The sequence below is a fragment of the Nodosilinea sp. LEGE 07298 genome (assembly GCF_015207265.1).
In the GTDB taxonomy this organism is placed as follows: domain Bacteria; phylum Cyanobacteriota; class Cyanobacteriia; order Phormidesmidales; family Phormidesmidaceae; genus Nodosilinea.
Genome location: NZ_JADEXE010000123.1, coordinates 1 through 18,259, shown reverse-complemented (window position 1 = coordinate 18,259; position 18,259 = coordinate 1). Strand labels below are relative to the sequence as shown.

Annotated in this window: 19 protein-coding genes and 2 pseudogenes; 12 read left to right on the top strand and 9 right to left on the bottom strand. The window is 53.5% G+C overall.

The genetic code is table 11. The features are described 5' to 3' along the window. Positions 1–98: 98 nt before the first annotated feature. From IQ273_RS17280 to IQ273_RS17250, 7 genes are all read right to left on the bottom strand, one after another. Positions 99–857, bottom strand: a complete 759-nt coding sequence (locus IQ273_RS17280; protein ID WP_194024410.1) for a hypothetical protein — start codon at positions 855–857, stop codon at positions 99–101. Positions 858–901: 44 nt separating this feature from the next. Next, the gene (locus IQ273_RS17275) at positions 902–1,666 is read right to left on the bottom strand and encodes a molecular chaperone (RefSeq protein ID WP_194024409.1); all 765 of its coding nucleotides are present in this window, start codon (positions 1,664–1,666) and stop codon (positions 902–904) included. 159 nt (positions 1,667–1,825) lie between these two features. Continuing rightward, on the bottom strand, positions 1,826–2,296 hold the full coding sequence (locus IQ273_RS17270) for a hypothetical protein (protein WP_194024408.1): 471 nt from the start codon (positions 2,294–2,296) through the stop codon (positions 1,826–1,828). Positions 2,297–2,404: 108 nt separating this feature from the next. Further along, positions 2,405–2,935, bottom strand: a complete 531-nt coding sequence (locus IQ273_RS17265; RefSeq protein WP_194024407.1) for a hypothetical protein — start codon at positions 2,933–2,935, stop codon at positions 2,405–2,407. A 1,157-nt stretch (positions 2,936–4,092) separates the two neighbouring features. Then, positions 4,093–5,856: a GAF domain-containing protein gene (locus tag IQ273_RS17260; protein ID WP_194024406.1), complete on the bottom strand. Its 1,764-nt coding sequence runs from the start codon at positions 5,854–5,856 to the stop codon at positions 4,093–4,095. A 158-nt stretch (positions 5,857–6,014) separates the two neighbouring features. Next, a complete protein-coding gene (locus IQ273_RS17255) occupies positions 6,015–6,488 on the bottom strand; it encodes a hypothetical protein (protein WP_194024405.1) in 474 nt (157 codons plus the stop codon). A gap of 130 nt (positions 6,489–6,618) precedes the next feature. Further along, positions 6,619–7,269, bottom strand: a complete 651-nt coding sequence (locus IQ273_RS17250; RefSeq protein ID WP_194024404.1) for a response regulator transcription factor — start codon at positions 7,267–7,269, stop codon at positions 6,619–6,621. A gap of 171 nt (positions 7,270–7,440) precedes the next feature. Here IQ273_RS17250 and IQ273_RS17245 point away from each other — a divergent pair, with 171 nt between their 5' ends. From IQ273_RS17245 to IQ273_RS17230, 4 genes and pseudogenes are all read left to right on the top strand, one after another. Beyond that, positions 7,441–7,650 (top strand): hypothetical protein, encoded by a 210-nt coding sequence (locus IQ273_RS17245; protein ID WP_194024403.1) that lies wholly within the window; start codon positions 7,441–7,443, stop codon positions 7,648–7,650. Between the two features lie 326 nt (positions 7,651–7,976). After that, positions 7,977–8,144: pseudogene (locus tag IQ273_RS17240) on the top strand (GNAT family N-acetyltransferase); the annotation flags it as partial. Between the two features lie 48 nt (positions 8,145–8,192). Beyond that, positions 8,193–8,573 (top strand): glyoxalase superfamily protein, encoded by a 381-nt coding sequence (locus tag IQ273_RS17235; RefSeq protein WP_194024402.1) that lies wholly within the window; start codon positions 8,193–8,195, stop codon positions 8,571–8,573. 190 nt (positions 8,574–8,763) lie between these two features. After that, positions 8,764–9,165 carry a VOC family protein gene (locus tag IQ273_RS17230; RefSeq protein WP_194024401.1) on the top strand — a complete coding sequence of 134 codons (402 nt, stop codon included), beginning with the start codon at positions 8,764–8,766 and terminating at the stop codon, positions 9,163–9,165. Positions 9,166–9,391: 226 nt separating this feature from the next. Here the strand turns inward: IQ273_RS17230 and IQ273_RS17225 are convergent, their stop codons facing one another. After that, positions 9,392–9,622 (bottom strand): hypothetical protein, encoded by a 231-nt coding sequence (locus IQ273_RS17225; RefSeq protein WP_194024400.1) that lies wholly within the window; start codon positions 9,620–9,622, stop codon positions 9,392–9,394. Between the two features lie 248 nt (positions 9,623–9,870). Here IQ273_RS17225 and recA point away from each other — a divergent pair, with 248 nt between their 5' ends. From recA to IQ273_RS17185, 8 genes are all read left to right on the top strand, one after another. Further along, positions 9,871–10,905, top strand: a complete 1,035-nt coding sequence (gene recA / locus IQ273_RS17220; protein WP_397198063.1) for a recombinase RecA — start codon at positions 9,871–9,873, stop codon at positions 10,903–10,905. Positions 10,906–11,102: 197 nt separating this feature from the next. Next, positions 11,103–11,516, top strand: coding sequence for a hypothetical protein (locus IQ273_RS17215; RefSeq protein ID WP_194024398.1), 414 nt, complete (start codon positions 11,103–11,105; stop codon positions 11,514–11,516). A gap of 189 nt (positions 11,517–11,705) precedes the next feature. Further along, the gene (locus IQ273_RS17210; protein WP_194024411.1) at positions 11,706–12,557 is read left to right on the top strand and encodes an STAS domain-containing protein; all 852 of its coding nucleotides are present in this window, start codon (positions 11,706–11,708) and stop codon (positions 12,555–12,557) included. A 16-nt stretch (positions 12,558–12,573) separates the two neighbouring features. Next, positions 12,574–12,990 (top strand): STAS domain-containing protein, encoded by a 417-nt coding sequence (locus IQ273_RS17205; RefSeq protein WP_194024397.1) that lies wholly within the window; start codon positions 12,574–12,576, stop codon positions 12,988–12,990. Next, positions 12,977–13,375 (top strand): anti-sigma regulatory factor, encoded by a 399-nt coding sequence (locus tag IQ273_RS17200; protein WP_194024396.1) that lies wholly within the window; start codon positions 12,977–12,979, stop codon positions 13,373–13,375. Before IQ273_RS17205 ends, IQ273_RS17200 begins: the two co-directional genes overlap by 14 nt. A gap of 14 nt (positions 13,376–13,389) precedes the next feature. Continuing rightward, complete coding sequence (locus tag IQ273_RS17195) at positions 13,390–14,409, top strand: ATP-binding SpoIIE family protein phosphatase (protein WP_194024395.1); 1,020 nt, start codon at positions 13,390–13,392, stop codon at positions 14,407–14,409. Beyond that, positions 14,406–16,535: an ATP-binding protein gene (locus tag IQ273_RS17190; protein WP_194024394.1), complete on the top strand. Its 2,130-nt coding sequence runs from the start codon at positions 14,406–14,408 to the stop codon at positions 16,533–16,535. The genes IQ273_RS17195 and IQ273_RS17190 overlap by 4 nt, the downstream gene beginning before the upstream one ends. Positions 16,536–16,544: 9 nt before the next feature. Beyond that, positions 16,545–18,023 carry a response regulator gene (locus IQ273_RS17185; protein ID WP_194024393.1) on the top strand — a complete coding sequence of 493 codons (1,479 nt, stop codon included), beginning with the start codon at positions 16,545–16,547 and terminating at the stop codon, positions 18,021–18,023. A gap of 24 nt (positions 18,024–18,047) precedes the next feature. Here the strand turns inward: IQ273_RS17185 and IQ273_RS33770 are convergent. Further along, positions 18,048–18,259 (bottom strand): annotated as a pseudogene (locus tag IQ273_RS33770) (IS4 family transposase); the annotation flags it as partial.

Below are 18,259 nucleotides of genomic sequence, written 5' to 3'. Positions count from 1 at the left end.
ATACCTTCAGTGTCTTTTCTTATTAGCTTAAATTGGATCCGGTCTCAGTGATGACTCAAGGGGCAGGGAGAACACCTCTCCCGCCTATCTAGCTGTCGTCACCCGCCACGTTCAGTGTCGTCTAATAACAGCTCTAGCTGGGTTTGGTCAAACACAACCGCAATGCCCAACTGTTGCAGCTGATCTAGGGGTAAATAGCCATCGCCATCAACAATTGCAACCAGTTGGTTTTGTAAGTCTGGCTGCAAAATAGAGGCTGTTTTGTCGAGGATAGGGCCAGCTTGTACCTGGCTAGCACTGCCCTCAGCAATCACTACAACGACCTGTCCCTGGGATTGATCATTAATGAAAAAGGGCACGGAAATTGATTGGTCCTGGGCGGGGGGACGCCCGAACACTCGCTCAAAGAGTTCAGCCTCGGTTTCAGCCGATGCTTCGGTAGACCCACCCGCTGTTGGGGGGGTAACGTCGGCTACTGGAGGCGGAACGGCGGGTTGAGCGCTCGGTGCCCCTGGTTCGGAGGCTGAGGGCTCGGGCTGGGAGGTTGAGTCAGGCTCTAACGCTATGGGTTGAGACTCTTGCCCAGGGGTAGTAGAACCCAAACTAGGCACTGCGGCATCTAAGCCCAAAGCTAGGGCTAGATCTAGCGACGTAGACTCTAACCTTGAATCTACTGGCCCTGCATCTACTGGCGCTAATACCCTAACGGAGGGCTCGTCTTCAGCCACGGCGGGGCTGGGGGCTGCGTTAATTTGGGGTGAGGTGAGGGCGGTAGTGGTAAGTGCAGATGCCTGTAGCGGCGGCAATGAGCTAATCAGCAGGAGCGTTGTGGTGGCGAGAAAGTAGGGCTTGAACACAGGGCATCCAGGAGGGGCACGCTACAACCAGCGCACAAAAAGGGTCATCGCAGATCAATCGTGGCGCTCACCGGCCCCACGGGAAGACCATCGGGCCAGGGCAGGGTAAACTGCCGCTGATGTTGGGCCAGCATGTTTTCTCCACTCACCCCTTGCAGTTGTTCGGGGCTAAGGGTGATTGTTTGCCCGCCTGCTGCCGTGAGGGTGAGGTGCAAACCAGTCATCACTTTATGGGCCGTACCCTGGTTGTTGAATTGCAACACCAGGGCGTCTTGCCCGTTGATGGTTTGGTGGCTAGCGCTTTCGATCACAATGTTGGGGCTGCTCCCTCGGGGCGAAATGTAGAGAGAGGCCACAAAGTTATAGAGGGCGTTAATTCTGACCACGGCGGTTGTGACCACAGCTTCAGGCTCGTCGATGGCAATGGGGAGCTGCTCGGCAATTAGCCGGTAGGGCAGCTCGTGCTCGGGGTTAGGCTCGCCTAGCCAGGTGACGCGCACGGTTTGCACCTGGCCTGGTTGCAGCAAAATTTGGGGCGGGTAGACAACAAAATCATCTTCTGCGTCGGGGCGAGTTTCTGTGCCTTGCAAATCCATCTGGCGTTCGGTGACGCGAATTTCGACCGCTACGGGTTCATCGCCTGTGCTGCGCACCTGAAACGAGCCTGTGGAGCGAGAGCCGCTGGGTTCGAGGGTGAGGGTAGAGGGCAAAAGCTGATAGGTGGCATCGGCCCAGCCGGGTGGAGCCACTAACGCCCCTGCCCCTACTAAAAGTGAGGCTAGGCAGCCAATGCGTGCCAATGTTTTCATGACTATTATGCGTGAAAGACTACAGAGAGATTGCGCTTTGAAGGGTTGCAAAAATACGGTGAGTTGCCTTGGCTTTGTAGTGAGCCTCTAGGTTAATAGTTCCCCTTTTCTGGGTAATTCATCAGCCTCTTTAAAAGATTTTGAATATATTTTTTCTGATTATAGTTGTTGATCAACGAGCGTAAAAACCAGCGTATCTGAGTAAGATCCGGCTGGTGTTCTGGCGACGTTATCTGTTGATATGGTTGCCCGCACAGCTAGGGTGCAGCCGATAAGAGGCAAACAAGAAAGTGTTGAGCCGGTCAATACTGTAGTATCGTTACCGCTAGCTAAACTGCCTACTTGAATGCCATCCACAGACAAGGTGTAAGGAATAGTAGATGGGTGACTACTGTGGCGAAGTGCTCCACCTTGGGTAGAGCGCACCCGCAGCTCCCACCCGGTAGCATTAACTGGCTGGATATGAACGGTGCCAAAGTCTTGATTGACGCTACTAGTACTGAGGCTGAGGGTCAAAGTGGTGCTCGCGGTGTAATCGACGAGGCCCAATGCCAAAGCTGCTGTTGGGCACAACGCACTCAACCCTAAAGCTGTAGAAATTAAGCCATTAAAGAGAGAGTGATTTTGCATTTTGTGACCTCTATACACGCTCATTATGTGGAGGTGCCCGAGAGCACCCCCACATAACTTAGTGATTCAATCAGATTGTCAAGCTAACCTAAACTTCTCAAGGGAGAATTATTTAGAGGTCAAGGTAAAAGTCAAGACGTCCTCGTAGTCGCCCACGGGTACGAACTGACCAGCAGCAATGCTAGCCGTTACAGGAACTAGGGTAACTCCTGCTGCCACAGTAGCGTTGAATTCAGATTCGTGCAGCATATAGTCAGTACCTGAGTTAGTAAAATCAACTGGGGTGAGCGTTGAAGCGCCAATAACAGGTGTGGTGAGCTGGGTGTAGGCAATAACATCAGCAGCAGTGACGGTATTAACTAATTTTCCACCGTTTAAAGAGCTTACATCTAAAGTCCAGCCTGCGGCTGCGTTATTTTGAACATCCAGAGTTCCCATGGTGAAAGTTGGTACCGCTGACCCGTTAGTAAATGCGGTCGTCGCACCCACAAAATTAACTGCATTAACTTCTGCAACAGTAGCGGTTACGGTATCGTCATCGGTAGCAGGAGCCGCTAGAACAGCGGGGCCAGCAATTAGAGATGCGCCGACTAGCAGGCTGGAAGCAACTAGGGTATTACGAAAGATTTTAGCAAACATGATGGGTCTCCTGAAGTGGCAATTTTGCCTGAATGGGGTTGTTTTTTAGGGCATTTGCAATGCCCTGGTGGCCTACTTGCTGGGTTTATTTAGACATAAATTCTTCTTTGTAAATGAGGAATATGTCTTGTTTTTCTCCAGTAGTAAGGCAGATTTGACTAAGGTAAAGAGCAAGCCTGGTGAACTTGTCAGCGAAGGTGCTAATCGTTTTTTAATTCGAGTAGCAGATGGGTGAACCACTTGCCTTCGTTCAGGCGTTCTTCTCTTTCCCTTATGTCTATTACTTTAGTAGCTTGAGTTAGATTAATCCATGCTAATTACACCTATATTTTGTCTGATATAACCTCAAAAACAAGTTATCTAAGTAATTTCAATGATTGATCTATATCCACAGCGAATAGATAGTCACTAGCTGGTCAATAGTAACAATTGAGTTAAATTCAAAAGGAGTTGTTAAAGTCGAAAGCCTAGGGAGTTAAATTCAAAAGGAGTTGTTAAAGTCAAGGAAAATTTACCTAAGACTTTTCAGAACCCTTGTTGATTTTGCAACAACTGTGTTTTGGGAATACTCTTGATTGGGGGAACAGACCTAAGGCTAAAGCACAGCGATCGAACTACAGCTTTGAATATCTGAAGTTTTCACCCGATCGCTAGGAAGGTTGGCTGAGTCGACTGCTCATCTTAAATTAGGATGCCGTTTATAGCTATAGATACCAGTCTGTTTAAGGCACTTGTCGGGTAGACATCGAGCGCTTGAACATTTTTAGGGGTTCTTGATGTTTGAACCAGTACAGCTATTTCTATAGGTTAATTTCAAGAATATTAGTGAAGCTTTCTCGCGTAATCGAAGTTTATCTTTGGCCGGTTTTATATGTAGCGTCAGCTAGCCAAATCTGCACATAATGAGTTCGTCGGTTCTTCACAAGAGCTGATACGGCTCGGTGCTTCACAATCGCCTCAAGGTTCTCTGATAAAATGCTGTCTGCGCCTCGGCGAATAGCGGCGGAAAAGCTGGGGTAAGGGTATCGCCTAACGGTGAACCAAGCCTTGACTTAACCCCAGCAGCCACATCTAAACCAGTTCTAGATTAGTCAGTATGGGCAGCCTTAGCTATCAGGAAAAACCTGAGTTTGGAGCAAATCATCCCTAAGGGTAGCTCAGGGATGGGGGCATACCTGGGCCAGAGTGTTTAACAGAGTAGCTCCACCTGGCATTGGGGGGGGTACAATCACCGCTACCCCCGCCGGGTTGCCGTTGCCTAGGGCTACCAAGGGTAGCGTCGGTAAAATGTTGTGCATGCGGTGCAGCATGGCGACGCCGTTAAGGGTGGGCAGGGCCAGGTCTAAGATTACGGTTGCTAGCTCGGCCTGGTGCTGAATAAAGAGCGCGATCGCGTCAACCCCGTCCTCTGCCACCAGTACCCGGTAGCCATAGCCCTCCAGCAGGGTGCGGTGCAGCTCGCGGGTGGAATCATCGGCCATCACCAAGAGTACCAGGGCGTTGCTGCCTTCTAGCCCGACGGGCACTGACACCAGATCTAAGATCAACGCTGCGGGCTCAACGACCGCCGGTAGATAGACCTCAACGGTGGTGCCACTGCCGGGCTCGCTATCGGTTTTGAGCCAGCCACCATGGGCCTTCACCAATCCCTGAGCGGTGGAAAGCCCGAGCCCTGAATGGCCTGCTTCGGCGCGGGTGGTAAAAAAGGGATCACAACTGCGATCGCACACTGCCGCTGTCATACCCGTGCCCGTATCGGACACCGTTACCACTACGTAAGGCCCCGGCTTGGGTTGGGGGTGGTCGGGCGCACCCCGCCACCAAACATTGCGCGCCTCAATGTGCAGGGTGCCGCCCTGAGCCATAGACTCAAAGCCGTTGAGGCAGAGGTTCATAAACACCCGGTGCAGTTGGGCAGCGTTGGCATTCACTGTCCACAGGCGGGGCAGCCGCAGCTGCGAGGTCACCGCAATGCCTTCGGGGTGAATCTCCTGTAGGGTTTGCACCAGCTCTCCTAGTAGGTAGGCCAGCTGAATTTCTCCCCACTGACCGCCTATACTCTGGGCGAAAGATAAAATTTGATCGACCAGGCTGACGCCCCGATGGGTACTGCTGTGGATGCGGTTGAGCCACTGCTGCTGCTGCTCGCTATTGAGGGTAGGCTGTTTAAGCATTTCCGCCGCCAGCATAATTGGGGTGAAAATATCGCTGAGGTCATGGGCCATGCCCCTAGATAGGGTGTCAATACTCTCTAAACGGCGATGGTGCGATCGCTGGGCCTGATGCAGTAGCTGGGCCTCCGCCTTTCGGTGAGCGGTTAGCTCAGCCTGCATCTGTTGGTATCGCTCCGACTGCTGAATGGCCAGGCCCACCTGCACCGCCAGCTGTTGCATCATTTGCACTTCCGCCAGCTGCCAGGGGCGGGGGGCAGAACAGTGCTGAGCTACCAGCAGGCCCCAAAGACGACCATGGGCCAGCAGCGGCACCACCAAGTTAGCCCGCACCCCAAAACTTCTAAGTAAATCTCGGTGGCAGGGCGTTAATTCTGCCTCTTCTACATCGCCCACGGCCTGCACTCGGTTCTGGGCATAGGCGCTAACCCACTTCTCAGCAAAGCAATGGTCGTAGGCCTGCTGACCCTGGAGTGGTAAACAGCCGAGGGCGCAGTCCTCGACCACTATGCCGCTCCAGTCAGCCTCTAAGCGAAACAAAAACACCCGATCTACCTGCAACAGTTGTCGCACCTCAGACACCGTTGTGGGCAGAATGACATCTAGATCTAAGGATTGATGAATGCGCTGCAGCGTACCAAAGACCGCTGCCAGGGGGTTGGGGTTAGGCTCCCCTATCTCTAGCTGGTCTGCCTCTGATGTCAGCAGTAGTCGGCGCGGTTCAACATCATCAGTGCAGGTATGCTTCATAGCTGCTTCTTAAACTCTCTAATACTCTTGATCGGCCGTTATTTCCGATGCCAATCTGTAGATCTACGGTGCTCGATTCAGCCCTAGCGCCCCACCAGGAAAAGGCTGTTTTTGCCGTCGATCTGACCCAGTCGCTGCCTTTGTTTTCGGGTGCGCCCCTAAAAAGTGGGGTCGTGGCTCAGATCGAGGCAGCTTCCCTCTCGCCAAATGCGACCACTCTCTTCGCAACTGTTTCGATCTGCCTTAAAGGGAATGCTCGCCGGAGCTGCTTTGGGGTTAAACACTTTCGACAAATCGGTATTGTCTAGCTGCACCATCGCCAGCAACGCCAAAATGCTAAATCCCATCGTGCCAGCCATGACCAGTATGTTCATGGGCGTCCACAGGGGATGCTGAGCTGCTGATTGACGAAGGCGATCGGACGATCGAAGTTCGGTACCAGCTAGCACCACCAGATAAACCCTGGTTATGCCCAGCGGCAGCGATAGCCGAATGTTGACCGGGTGGCGGCGTGGCGTCAGCGCTACTTTTAAGGCCTCAACCTGCGCAGGGCTAAAGGTCACAGCCACCTCTGGAGCCATACGAGCCAGCACGTTATCGCTGTTCGTCGAGGCAGAATTGCTGAGTTTCATCGTCAGTCCTTAGGAAAAAGCACTCTAGATGCATTGGAGTATCTAACAGCTGATTCAACCGTAGCGATCGCAGGTGGTTCGCTCCATCAGCAAATCCCTGAGTTTAAAGTTCCTAAGGCCTGAGTTTTACTTATTCCAACACCACCAAGCCCATACGAATCGCATAGCGCACCAGTCCAGCAATATCGTGAATATCCAGGCGAGCCATCAGCTGAGCCCGATGGGTCTCGACGGTTTTGGTGCTGATGTAGAGAATATCGGCAATATCTTTGGTACTTTTGCCCTCGGCGATCAGCTGAAGAATTTCGCGCTGGCGAGGGGTAATCTGGTCGAGAGGGTTTTGGTCTTGACCCAGACGCCTAACATAGTCGCTAATGACGTACTTAGAGACGGCAGGGCAAAGATACGTTTCTCCCCGGGCGAGCGCCCGTAGGGCCAGATCTAGTTCTTCGGTGCTGCTGTCTTTAAGTAAGTAGCCGCTGGCCCCCGATCGCAGTGCCTGATAGACGTACTCTTCGTTGGCATGCATCGAGAGAATTAGCACCCGTACCTGAGGGAACTCGCGAGTAATGCGGGCAGTGGCCTCCAGCCCGTTCATCTCGGGCATGGCGATATCCATCAGCACAATCTGGGGGCTGAGAGTTTCCACTAGCTGTAGCGCTTCACGGCCGTTTTCGGCTTCACCTACTACTTCGACCCCGTCGATGTCTTCAACCAGCGAGCGAAACCCAACTCTAACAAGGGTATGGTTATCGGCAATTACGAGCTGAATGGGTGACATATAGGGCCTTTTGGGGGTGTACCTTACGAATCGTTATGATAAGGTGCCTAACCTTATAGGTAGATGAGGTCTTTTGGGCAAATCGTTAATAACGACAACAAGCCTTCATGGTTAGTAACCCCAAGCAGACCCAAGAATCGTCCATCGTAAGATGATGCATGAGTATTGCGAGTGTTCCCCTACGCAGTCACATTCCGTAAAGCTGAAGCGCCCTTGGCAGCGTTAGCCGAAGAGGGATTTCAGCGGCTGTTGGCCGATTTACGGGCGAATGCGACGAGGTCAGCGGCGAAGGGTCAGACTCTGATTTGTATGGTTTGCTGGCGGGCGATCGCGATCGCCTCAGCCCAGCCCGTGGAGGTCGGCCTGATGGCCGACCAGTGAGTGGTCTAGTGCCAGACGAGTTGATTAACCCCGTCATCTAGAAAAAGCATGTTAGATAGAACCTAATTATTACGCGGCGACCAGTCTAAGTCGCACTCTTCGGCATTGGGTTGGATCTAGTGGATTAGATCTAGATAGCGGCCTCTGGCTGGTGCTGCCTGTAGCCATCAACATCCTGGTAGCCTCGCGAGCTGGAGTTGCCTTGCCAAACTAGCAGTCGATAAACCGACATGCCCTTGAAGATTCATTTCGTTCGCCTACAAAATAGTACAAGAGAACTAAAATTAATGGACGGTTAACCGATGTTTCACCGGTCGGTGACCATCATGTTTGAGTCGAGCGCCATTGCCCTGCGGCCCGCTACTTTCGCTGATGTGAGCCTACTCCGTCATTGGGACGAGCAACCCCAGGTGGTCGCCGCCGACTCCAACGATGACTGGGGCTGGGAGGTCGAGCTATCTCGCACCCCTGCCTGGCGCGAGCAGCTAATCGCCTAGACCGCAGTGATTGGGCCAATGTGACATCAATGGAGAGCACTACCCATGGCCCTGCCTGAACAACGCGTTATTCCGGCGCTACGCATTACCCAATACGAGCGCAGCAAAGCGTTTTATCTCGACCAGCTTGGGTTTGACCTGGAGTGGGAGCATCGCTTTGCGCCGCATTTTCCAGTGTTTATGTCGGTGGTGCGCGATCGCATGCGGCTCTACCTGTCAGAGCACGCTGGCGACTGCCAGGTGGGCGGTCTGGTTCATTTTGTCGTTCCAGAGGTAGAAACCTGGCATCAAGCATTCCTCAAACGGGGTGTACCGATCATCGTTCCACCCAACAACGATCTGGGTTTCTGCCAAATGACCATTACTGACCCCGACGGCAATCAGCTGAGGTTTATGGAACCAGCCCCTAACCTCACCCTTGGCTGACTGATTGGATCGATAAATAAGTCCCCTTTTAAAGAATATCAGCCGCCCTGTCGATTTCGCGATCCGCCGTTCGACTACTAGATACAGCCAGGGATAAGCGCTGCCTCTGCCCGTTCTGCAGTCAGATCAGGGAGCCTTCCTGAAGCGTTCTCGTTTGTTCCATGTAACTCAGTTATTCAAGGAGACCGTTATGCAAGTTAATCCTTACCTGATGTTCGATGGTCAGTGCGAAGCCGCGTTCAAGTTCTACAACCAGATCTTAGGTGGAGAGCTAGGCGACATGATGACTTTCGCTGGTTCCCCGTATGAGGACGAAGTGCCCGCCGAATTTGCCAACAAAATCATGCACACCCAGCTAACCCTGGGCAATTGGGCAATCATGGGATTTGACTGCCCCCCTGGGCAGTACGATGCGCCCAAAGGGTTCTCTGTTTCGCTGCAAATTTCCGACCCCGACAAAGCCGAGCACATCTTTCAGGCTCTAGCGGAAGGCGGCACCATCCAAATGCCCCTTGAAAAAACCTTTTGGGCGCAACGGTTTGGTATGGCAGTCGATAAATTTGGCATTCCCTGGATGATCAACTGCGAATAGGCCTAGATCAAAAAATTAGTCTGCCTCGTCAACCGATAAAAGCCTCCCAATCCTAGTCACTCTGTAGGCTGGGTGAAGTGAAAGGCCACCTGGACAATAGGGCCATCCACGATTCAGATGTCGTTATAGACGGGTTTGAGCGTGTTGATGGGTTCATATAGCGTCAGCAGATCCTTGACTATGGCCTAGCCAAGCAATGGCGACACCCCCATTCTGTAGCTAAGCGCTAGTCCTGGTAAAGACGGCAGCGGCTAAAGTCGATCTCTGGTCCGGTAGAGCACTGTACTAGTCCACGACCAGCCGCCAGAGCAGCTTCACCAGAGGGATAGATTTCGCCATCGGTCAGGGTAGACAGCTCTGGATTAATTACCCAGCAGAAATAGCCCGTGGCTCGATGATGGGTAACGGCCACAAGCCAGTCAGAAAAGGCAATGAGTTGAACTAAAGCGTCTTCCATAGCTTGACCCTCTTTCCTTGATTCTGGACTGGAGGCTTAATTCCAGTTGTCTCGACCGAGATAGAGAACTACCTATTGCAATCTGGAACAATTGTACTAAACTAGTTCTCTAAAGGCAACTGTTCTGGGGTTCAGGGGTCTTGTTCTGTACTACTGAGGGAATCATGGCAGGCCGGAAAAGCAGCAAAGCGGACGACACAGCACCCAAGAAAACGCCCGAGCAGGTGGAGAAGGCAAAAGCTTTGACGATGGTGCTGGGCCAGATCGAGCGCAACTTTGGTAAAGGGGCGATCATGCGTCTGGGCGATGCCGCCCGCATGAAGGTTGAGACGATTCCCACTGGAGCACTGACCCTCGACCTAGCCCTGGGCGGTGGTCTACCCAAGGGACGAGTGATCGAGATCTACGGTCCTGAGAGTTCGGGTAAGACTACTGTGGCCCTGCACGTTTTAGCGGAGGTACAGAAGATGGGGGGTGTAGCGGCCTTTGTAGACGCTGAACACGCCCTCGACCCCATTTATGCCGCTGCCCTGGGGGTCAACGTTGAAGAACTGCTGGTGTCTCAGCCCGACACGGGCGAGATGGGCCTGGAGGTGGTGGATCAGCTGGTGCGATCGTCAGCTATTGATGTGGTGGTTGTGGACTCGGTGGCGGCGCTGGTGCCCCGTGCAGAGATTGAGGGCGAGATGGGCGATGCCCACGTGGGCCTACAGGCGCGACTGATGAGCCAGGCGCTGCGGAAGATCACCGGCAGCATTGGTAAGTCGCAGTGTACGGTCATCTTTTTGAACCAGCTGCGCCAGAAGATTGGCATCTCCTACGGCAACCCTGAAGTCACTACTGGGGGGAATGCGCTGAAGTTCTATGCCTCGGTACGCCTCGACATTCGCCGTATCCAAACCCTGAAGAAGGGCACTGAAGAGTATGGCATTCGGGCCAAGGTGAAAGTGGCTAAGAACAAGGTGGCCCCACCCTTCCGCATTGGCGAGTTCGACATTCTCTTTGGCCAGGGCATCTCTACGATGGGCTGTCTGGTTGACCTGGCCGAGCTACATGGGGTGATCGTTCGTAAGGGGGCCTGGTACAGCTACGAGGGCGACAATATTGGTCAGGGCCGAGACAACACAGTGCAGCGCTTCATTGAAGATACTGAGTTTGCCCAGAAGGTTGAGGCCCAGGTCCGGGAGAAGCTAGAAATTGGCGGCGCGGCGGCGGATGTTGCCGATGTCGAGATTGAGGTAGGGGATGAAGAGGAAGCGGCTTACCTGGACGAGGACGAGTAGGGGGTTTTAGCGTCAGGGCTGAGGGATTACCCCCTCGAACCTTGACACCCTAGCGATTTGGGCAGCTGCTGTAGAATTGACTTGTCGATTAGCTGCCCAAATCGCACCTAAATTCAGCCATATCCCACGCAGTTGTTATTGGTGGCAGTATTGCTGGCTTACTGGCAACGCGGGCAGTGCTCAACCACCTCGACCAAGTGACGTTGTTGGAACGCGATCGCTTTCACGCTGGCCCTAGTCCTCGGCCAGGGGTTCCCCAGGCTCAGCCTGTCCACGTCCTGCTAATGCGGGGACACCAGATCCTCGAAACCTTCTTCCCTGGTTTAACAACAGACCTGACGGCTGAGGGAGCATTGCTGCTGGATTGGACAGCAGATTGGCAATTCCTATCCCCATGGGACTGGAGGCCCAAGCATGTGTCTAACCTCAAAAGTTTAATTTGTAGTCGGCTACTGCTGGAGTGGTATCTGCGCGATCGCCTGCTCCAGATGCCTGGGGTTAATGTGCAAGAAGCCACCACTGTAAACGGGCTGACGGTGAGTAGTGATGTAACCAGAATTACCGGGGTAAACCGAACAACTTCGGCACCGGCAAAGCTTACCACCCGGTGAACACCTCTAACTCGATCGCGCTGTGTCTGTTGCGATCTAGGTGACCTATGGTGCTGGCGGGTGGGATCGAACAGTCATACACTGATTGTGATGTCTCAGATCGGCAATTGCAAGGTAGGCTAATGGTCCCTCAATTGCGGGTTTAGCACAAAACCGACCCTGGTCTCGATGGATAAAGGACAATGCCGCATGGAAATGACTCACAGCAGCAAAATACCGGAGATACTGAAAACTCATGAGACAGAACTGCTGTCGGAGTGGAATCAAGAGCTGCTCGCGACCAACACCCGCAAAGGATTAATTAAAGAAGCAGAGCTACGGGAAGAGTGCCGAGAATTTCTCAAGCTGCTGCGCAGCGCGGCTCAATCCGGCAATTTGAGTAACGTGCAGGCCACTGAATGGCGCGAGGTGCGAGAAATGTTGACGAGCATTTCGCGATCGCGCTCTCAAAAAGGCTTCACACCCACTGAAACGGCGACCTTTGTCTTTTCATTTAAGCGACCGCTTTTTGATCGGCTGCGGCAGCAGTTGCTCGACCCAGCCGAGCTAGGCGAAGAGGTCTGGCAAGCCACTGACCTGCTCGATCATCTGGGCCTGCTGGTGATGGAAGCCTACCAGAAGTCGCGAGAAGAGGTGATTTTGCGGCAGCAGGAAGAGCTGATGGAGTTGTCTACACCAGTGGTAAAACTCTGGGACGGCATTCTGGCCTTGCCAATTATTGGCACCCTCGACAGTGCCCGGACTCAAGTGGTGATGGAATCGCTATTGCAGAAGATTGTTGAAACTGGGTCAGAAGTGGCCATCATCGATATTACCGGCGTGCCAACCGTCGATACATTAACCGCTCAGCATCTGCTCAAGACGGTGACCGCCGCTCGCCTGATGGGGGCCGACTGCATCATCAGCGGCATTCGACCTCAAATTGCCCAAACGATTGTATATCTCGGCATCGATTTAACCGATGTGATTACAAAAGCAACCCTGGCTGATGCCTTTCTGATGGCGCTAAAGCGAATGGGAACTACGATCGCCCGCAAGTAGGCTAAAGGAAAAACTGATGGAACGGATTGCCATCCTGCAAATGGGCGAATTTCTGCTCGTCACCATTCAGGTCGATATGCACGATCGCCTGGCGATGACGTTACAAGATGACCTGACCAATCGCATTAGTCAAACTCACGCCAACGGGGTTTTGATTGACATTTCTGCCCTAGAGATTGTCGATTCTTTCATTGGTAGAATCTTAGGCAACATTGCCAAGATGTCGCGGGTTATGGATGCTGAGACGGTGGTAGTCGGCATGCAGCCTGCCGTCGCCATTACCCTGGTGGAGCTAGGGCTGTCCCTCACCGGCATTCGCACCGCCTTAAATGTGGAAAAGGGGATGGCACTGCTGCGATCGTCCATAGGTGAACCTGCAAATGCTCAGGCCATTGCGACAAAATGGGACGCAGAGGACGATGCAGAAGATTGAGGAAATGGATATTCAATCTTCTGCCGATGTGGTTTTGGTGCGGCAAGCCGTGCGTCAGTTTGCCATTGAGGTTGGCTTTGGCTTAGTTGACCAAACCAAAATTGTCACTGCGGCCAGCGAGCTGGCTCGCAATACTCTAGATTATGGCGGCGGGGGCACCGTCAAGTTAGAAACGCTGCAGGAAGGCGGGCGGCGAGGGCTTAGGCTCACCTTTGAAGATCAGGGGCCGGGCATTGCCGATATTGAAATGGCGCTAAAGGATGGCTTTACCACCGGCGGCGGTTTGGGGATGGGGCTAGGCGGGGCAAAACGGCTGGCCAACGAGTTTGAAATTGAGTCTGTGGTAGGAGAGGGAACTCGGGTAATTGTCGTACGCTGGAGGTAATCTGAGGACTTGTATTGAATGAATCTACGACGATCGCCATTACAGAGCAGAGCCAAACTGGGGAAGCGCGGCGAGCCTCTCTGGCCTTAGCCTCCCGGCTTGGCTTTGAGGAAACCGAGCGGGGCAAGATTGGCATTTTGGTGACCGAGGTGGCCAACAATCTCATTTTGCACGCAGGTTGCGGCGTGATTGTGCTGCGGGCGATCGCCCAAGACGACAGCCTCGGTATCGAAGTTTTGGGGTTAGATCGAGGCTCTGGCATGCTAGATGTGGAGGAATGCCTGCAGGACGGCTTTTCTACCGCCGGCACCTCAGGCAATGGACTGGGCGCTATTCGCCGCCTCTCCGACTTCTTTGAAATTTACTCACAGCCCAACAAGGGAACTGCTGTTCTCGCGCATCTCTGGGCAAAATCTTCGACCCATTCGCCCCAGGGTTCGCGGCCGGCAATTATTGAAATTGGGGTAGTCGCTTTACCCAAGCTAGGAGAAGAGGTTTCTGGCGATGCCTGGGCTTGGGAAGGGGATACTCACCGCAGCCTGTTTCTAGTTGTAGATGGGCTGGGGCATGGTCCGGCGGCGGCCAGTGCGGCGGCCGCCGCGATTCGGGTGTTTCACGACTATCATCACCAGTCACCCCAGCGCATTGTTGAAGCGGCCCATGCGGCGCTGCGAAGCACCCGAGGGGCAGCCCTGGCGATCGCCGAAATCAACTTTGAGCAGCAGACCGTTTGCTTTGCGGGCGTTGGCAATATTGCGGCCAGCATTTCTTCGGCGACCGAGCATCACAACCTGATGTCTTACAACGGCACCGTGGGCCATGAAGTTCGCAAGATTAAAGAGTTTACCTACCCCTGGTACGTCAACGGGATGCTGACCATGCACTCCGACGGCATTAGTACGCAGTGGAAGCTCGATCGCTACCCCGGCTTAAGCCAAAAACATCCCAGCCTGATTGCCGGTGTGTTGTACCGCGACTTTTACCGTGAGCGCGACGATGTAACCATGCTGGTGGCGAAAGGAACGGGCCTATGACAACCCTCTTCACCCTGCAAATTCACTACGAACAGGATGTAGTGCAGGCACGGCAGCGAACCCGCGAGCTGGCAGAACAGCTGGGGTTTGACGGGCAAGATCAGGCGCGGCTGGCCACGGCTGTTTCAGAAATTGCCCGCAACGCGTTTCAGTATGCCCAGGGTGGAACGGTGCAGTTTGATTTGGCAGAAAGCCCCCAAATCTTTCTGATTCAGGTGCGAGATCAGGGCGGGGGGATTCCCCACCTGAGCGATGTTTTAGCGGGACGCTATGATTCGTCTACCGGCGTGGGGTTGGGAATCGTTGGCACGCGCCGACTGATGGATTCCTTCGAGGTGGAGTCGACCGAGCAGGGAACCACTGTGAGGCTGGGCAAAACCCTACCGAAGCGATCGCCCATTCTCTCAGACTCACAGCTGCAGCAGATTCGGGAGGCTGTCGCCGGGCGATCGCCCCAAAACCCCTACGACGAAATCCAGCGGCAAAACCAGGAATTGCTGCGGGCCATGGCAGAACTCCGCAAGCGAGAGGAAGAGCTAACTCACCTCAACCGCGAGTTAGAAGACACCAACCGAGGCGTAATTGCCCTCTATGCCGAACTGGACGAAAAGGCCAGCTCGCTGCAACAGGCCAACGAGCTAAAAACTCGCTTTCTATCCAACATGAGCCACGAGTTTCGCACGCCGCTCAACTCAATTTTGTCCCTATCTCGAATGCTGCTGACGCGAATGGATGGCGATCTGTCCTCAGAGCAAGAAAAGCAGGTAACATTCATTCAAAAAGCGGCGGATGGACTGTCAGAACTGGTGAACGACCTACTGGACTTGGCCAAGGTAGAGGCTGGCAAAACCGAGGTGCATCCCAGTTCCTTTGAGGTGAGCGACTTGTTTGGCACCCTGCGGGGCATGCTGCGTCCGCTGCTGGTTCAGGGCTCCTCAGTATCGCTCGTGTTTGCAGAACCCGACGGCCTGCCCCCGCTCTACAGCGATGAGGGAAAAATTGCTCAAATCCTCAGAAACTTTATCTCAAACGCGCTTAAATTTACGGAGCAGGGAGAGGTGCACGTCGCGGCAGAGCAAGTCGGTCACATGATTCAACTCTCGGTGTCGGATACGGGCATCGGTATTTCAACCGACGACCAAGAGCGCATTTTTGAAGATTTTGTGCAAATTGAGTCTCACCTGCAAAAGCAGGTGAAAGGGACGGGGCTAGGGCTGCCGCTGTCGCGCAAGCTGGCAGAGCTGATGGGGGGCAGCGTCTCGATGCAAAGCGAACTGGGGCAAGGGTCTACATTTTCGGTCTGCATTCCGATTGTTTACCCCAAGGCGGCAGAGCTGCCCGACTCACTGAAACCGATCACTGCCCTAAACCCAGCCCGTCTGCCCATCCTGGCGATCGAAGACCATACCGAAACGCTATTTATCTACGAGAAACACCTGCAAGCGTCCAGGTATCAACTGATCGCCACCCGCACCCTGGCTCAAGCCAGACAAGCCTTACAGCAGCTGCAGCCAGCGGCGATCGTGCTAGATATTTTGCTAGAAGGGCAAAACGGCTGGACCTTCCTGCGAGAGCTGAAGAGTGATGAAGCAACTCGCAACATTCCCGTCTTGGTGATTACGGTTGTGAACAACGAAAAACAGGCCATTGCCCTAGGAGCCGATGGATTTCTGATTAAGCCTGTAGACCAACTGCCCTTGCTCGCCAAACTCAACGCGCTCGTGGGTCAGGGCAAGACCCAAAAACTCTTACTTATTGATGATGACCCGGCCTACCGATATGTGGTTAAACAGTTGTTGGCGGGCATTCCGCTACAGATTTTAGAAGCTGCAAGTGGACGGGAAGGATTGGCTTTGGCAGAGAGTGAACAACCCACAGCCGTTCTACTTGACCTAGAGATGCCTGAACTGAGCGGGTTTGATGCGCTTGAGCAGCTTCAGCATCACCCCGTTACTCAGTCCATTCCTGTGATTATCCACTCGTCGACCCAGTTGACTGTAGAAGCCCAGAGCCGTTTAGCTCAGCAAGGTGTTGCTATTGTTTCTAAGGAGAAAACATCTCAAGCAGAGGCAGCCTCTCACCTTCGAGAAGCACTTGCTAAAGCCGGACTCATTGTAGATGCTTGAGGATGCGCCATGTTTGAGCCCCGCGAAACCATCCTGCATATTGATGACAACGAAGCCAATCGCTACGTCGTGAGGCGAATTTTGCAGAATGCAGGGTTTGCCGTCGTGGAAGCGGCAACGGGATCCGCAGGGTTAGAGGCGATCGCTCAGCATCAGCCAGCGCTGGTCATTCTAGACGTAAAATTGCCGGATTTGAACGGTTTTGAAGTCTGTCGTCAGATCAAGGCCAACCCCGAGACCCGCTTTGTTCCGGTGCTACATCTCTCCGCCAGGTTTGTCAAAAGTCAAGATAAAGCCGAAGGATTGGACAGCGGTGCTGACAGTTATCTGGCCCAGCCCGTGGAACCGATTGAGCTTCTGGCGACGGTGCGATCGCTCCTCCGCATTCGCCAGGCCGAAGAATTAGCGCTAATGTCAGCGCGGGAGTGGCAAACCACCTTCGATGCCATTAACGACAGTGTCTGCCTGCTCGACCATCAGGGTGAAATTTTGCGCTGCAACCAGGCCATGACGCGGCTGTTGGGTAAGCCTGCCGAAGATATTCTGGGGCACATTCACTATGAGTTAATGAACGCCACCCTGGGGGTGGGAGACGGCACTTGCTTCTACCGCGCTAAAGAAACCCACCAGCGCCAGCTGTTAGAACTACAAAGTCGGGAACGCTGGTTTGCCAAAACAATGGACCCGGTTTTAAATGAGTTTGGCACCTTCACCGGGGCCGTTTTGATTCTGGTAGACATTACCAATCGCAAGCAGATCGAGGCTGAACGCAAGCAGGCAGAAATTATTTTACAAGAGCACAACCAACGCCTAGATTTGCTGTACGAAACAACGCGTGAGCAAGCAGATCAGCTGCGGCAGGCCAATCGAATCAAAGACGAATTTTTGGCGGTATTGTCCCACGAGCTGAGGTCGCCTTTAAACCCCATTCTAGGCTGGGCAAGAATACTGCAAACGAAACAGCAAGACGCCGCCAAAACACAGTATGCGCTGGCAACGATCGAGCGAAATGCTCGACTACAAGCGCAGCTGATTGAAGACTTGCTCGATGTCTCTCGCATCCTCCAGGGCAAGCTGAGTTTAGACACAAGCCCGGTTAGTCTACCGTTCACAATTAGATCTGCGCTAGAGACCGTGCAGCTCGCGGCTGAAGCAAAATCAATTCAAATTGAAACCACCTTTGAACCCGATGTTGGACAAGTTTTAGGCGATTCTGGTCGCCTACAGCAAGTGATTTGGAATCTAATCTCCAATGCCGTTAAGTTTACGCCCCAGGGTGGAACCGTGCAGGTGCGCCTAGAACAAGTTGAGGCCGTTGAAGCAGAACAGGTTGAACCCTTGCGGCACCCCGCTACCTATGCTCAAATTACGGTCAGTGATACGGGCAAAGGCATTACCTCTAGCTTTTTGCCCTATGTCTTTGACTATTTTCGGCAGGCTGACAGCACAACGACTCGAAGTTTTGGGGGCCTAGGGTTAGGACCTTAGTGGTGCAGAAAACTTAGGGCAGTCTCACCATGAGAATGTGAGGACCTTAGCGAACTCAATGCGACAGTCTAGGGCGTCTCGCTTGCATTGAGAGGCGCAAGCGGGCGGTGGATTGCCCTTAGGCAAGGCTTGGAGGATGGGCAAGGGCAAACGCTCGTAGCAAAGCCGAGCCAGTTCCCGCAAACCGAGTTGCAGAAAACTCAAGCCCCGGTCGCCATGCCAATCCAGACGACTCC

Coding starts and splice junctions, on each gene's coding strand:
- IQ273_RS17190 (WP_194024394.1), top strand. CDS start 14,406: ATGACAACCCTCTTCACCCTGCAAATTCACTACGAACAGGATGTAGTG.
- IQ273_RS17230 (WP_194024401.1), top strand. CDS start 8,764: ATGCAAGTTAATCCTTACCTGATGTTCGATGGTCAGTGCGAAGCCGCG.
- IQ273_RS17210 (WP_194024411.1), top strand. CDS start 11,706: ATGGAAATGACTCACAGCAGCAAAATACCGGAGATACTGAAAACTCAT.
- IQ273_RS17225 (WP_194024400.1), bottom strand. CDS start 9,622: ATGGAAGACGCTTTAGTTCAACTCATTGCCTTTTCTGACTGGCTTGTG.
- IQ273_RS17235 (WP_194024402.1), top strand. CDS start 8,193: ATGGCCCTGCCTGAACAACGCGTTATTCCGGCGCTACGCATTACCCAA.
- IQ273_RS17250 (WP_194024404.1), bottom strand. CDS start 7,269: ATGTCACCCATTCAGCTCGTAATTGCCGATAACCATACCCTTGTTAGA.
- IQ273_RS17260 (WP_194024406.1), bottom strand. CDS start 5,856: ATGAAGCATACCTGCACTGATGATGTTGAACCGCGCCGACTACTGCTG.
- recA (WP_397198063.1), top strand. CDS start 9,871: ATGGTGCTGGGCCAGATCGAGCGCAACTTTGGTAAAGGGGCGATCATG.
- IQ273_RS17185 (WP_194024393.1), top strand. CDS start 16,545: ATGTTTGAGCCCCGCGAAACCATCCTGCATATTGATGACAACGAAGCC.
- IQ273_RS17200 (WP_194024396.1), top strand. CDS start 12,977: ATGCAGAAGATTGAGGAAATGGATATTCAATCTTCTGCCGATGTGGTT.
- IQ273_RS17205 (WP_194024397.1), top strand. CDS start 12,574: ATGGAACGGATTGCCATCCTGCAAATGGGCGAATTTCTGCTCGTCACC.
- IQ273_RS17255 (WP_194024405.1), bottom strand. CDS start 6,488: ATGAAACTCAGCAATTCTGCCTCGACGAACAGCGATAACGTGCTGGCT.
- IQ273_RS17270 (WP_194024408.1), bottom strand. CDS start 2,296: ATGCAAAATCACTCTCTCTTTAATGGCTTAATTTCTACAGCTTTAGGG.
- IQ273_RS17265 (WP_194024407.1), bottom strand. CDS start 2,935: ATGTTTGCTAAAATCTTTCGTAATACCCTAGTTGCTTCCAGCCTGCTA.
- IQ273_RS17275 (WP_194024409.1), bottom strand. CDS start 1,666: ATGAAAACATTGGCACGCATTGGCTGCCTAGCCTCACTTTTAGTAGGG.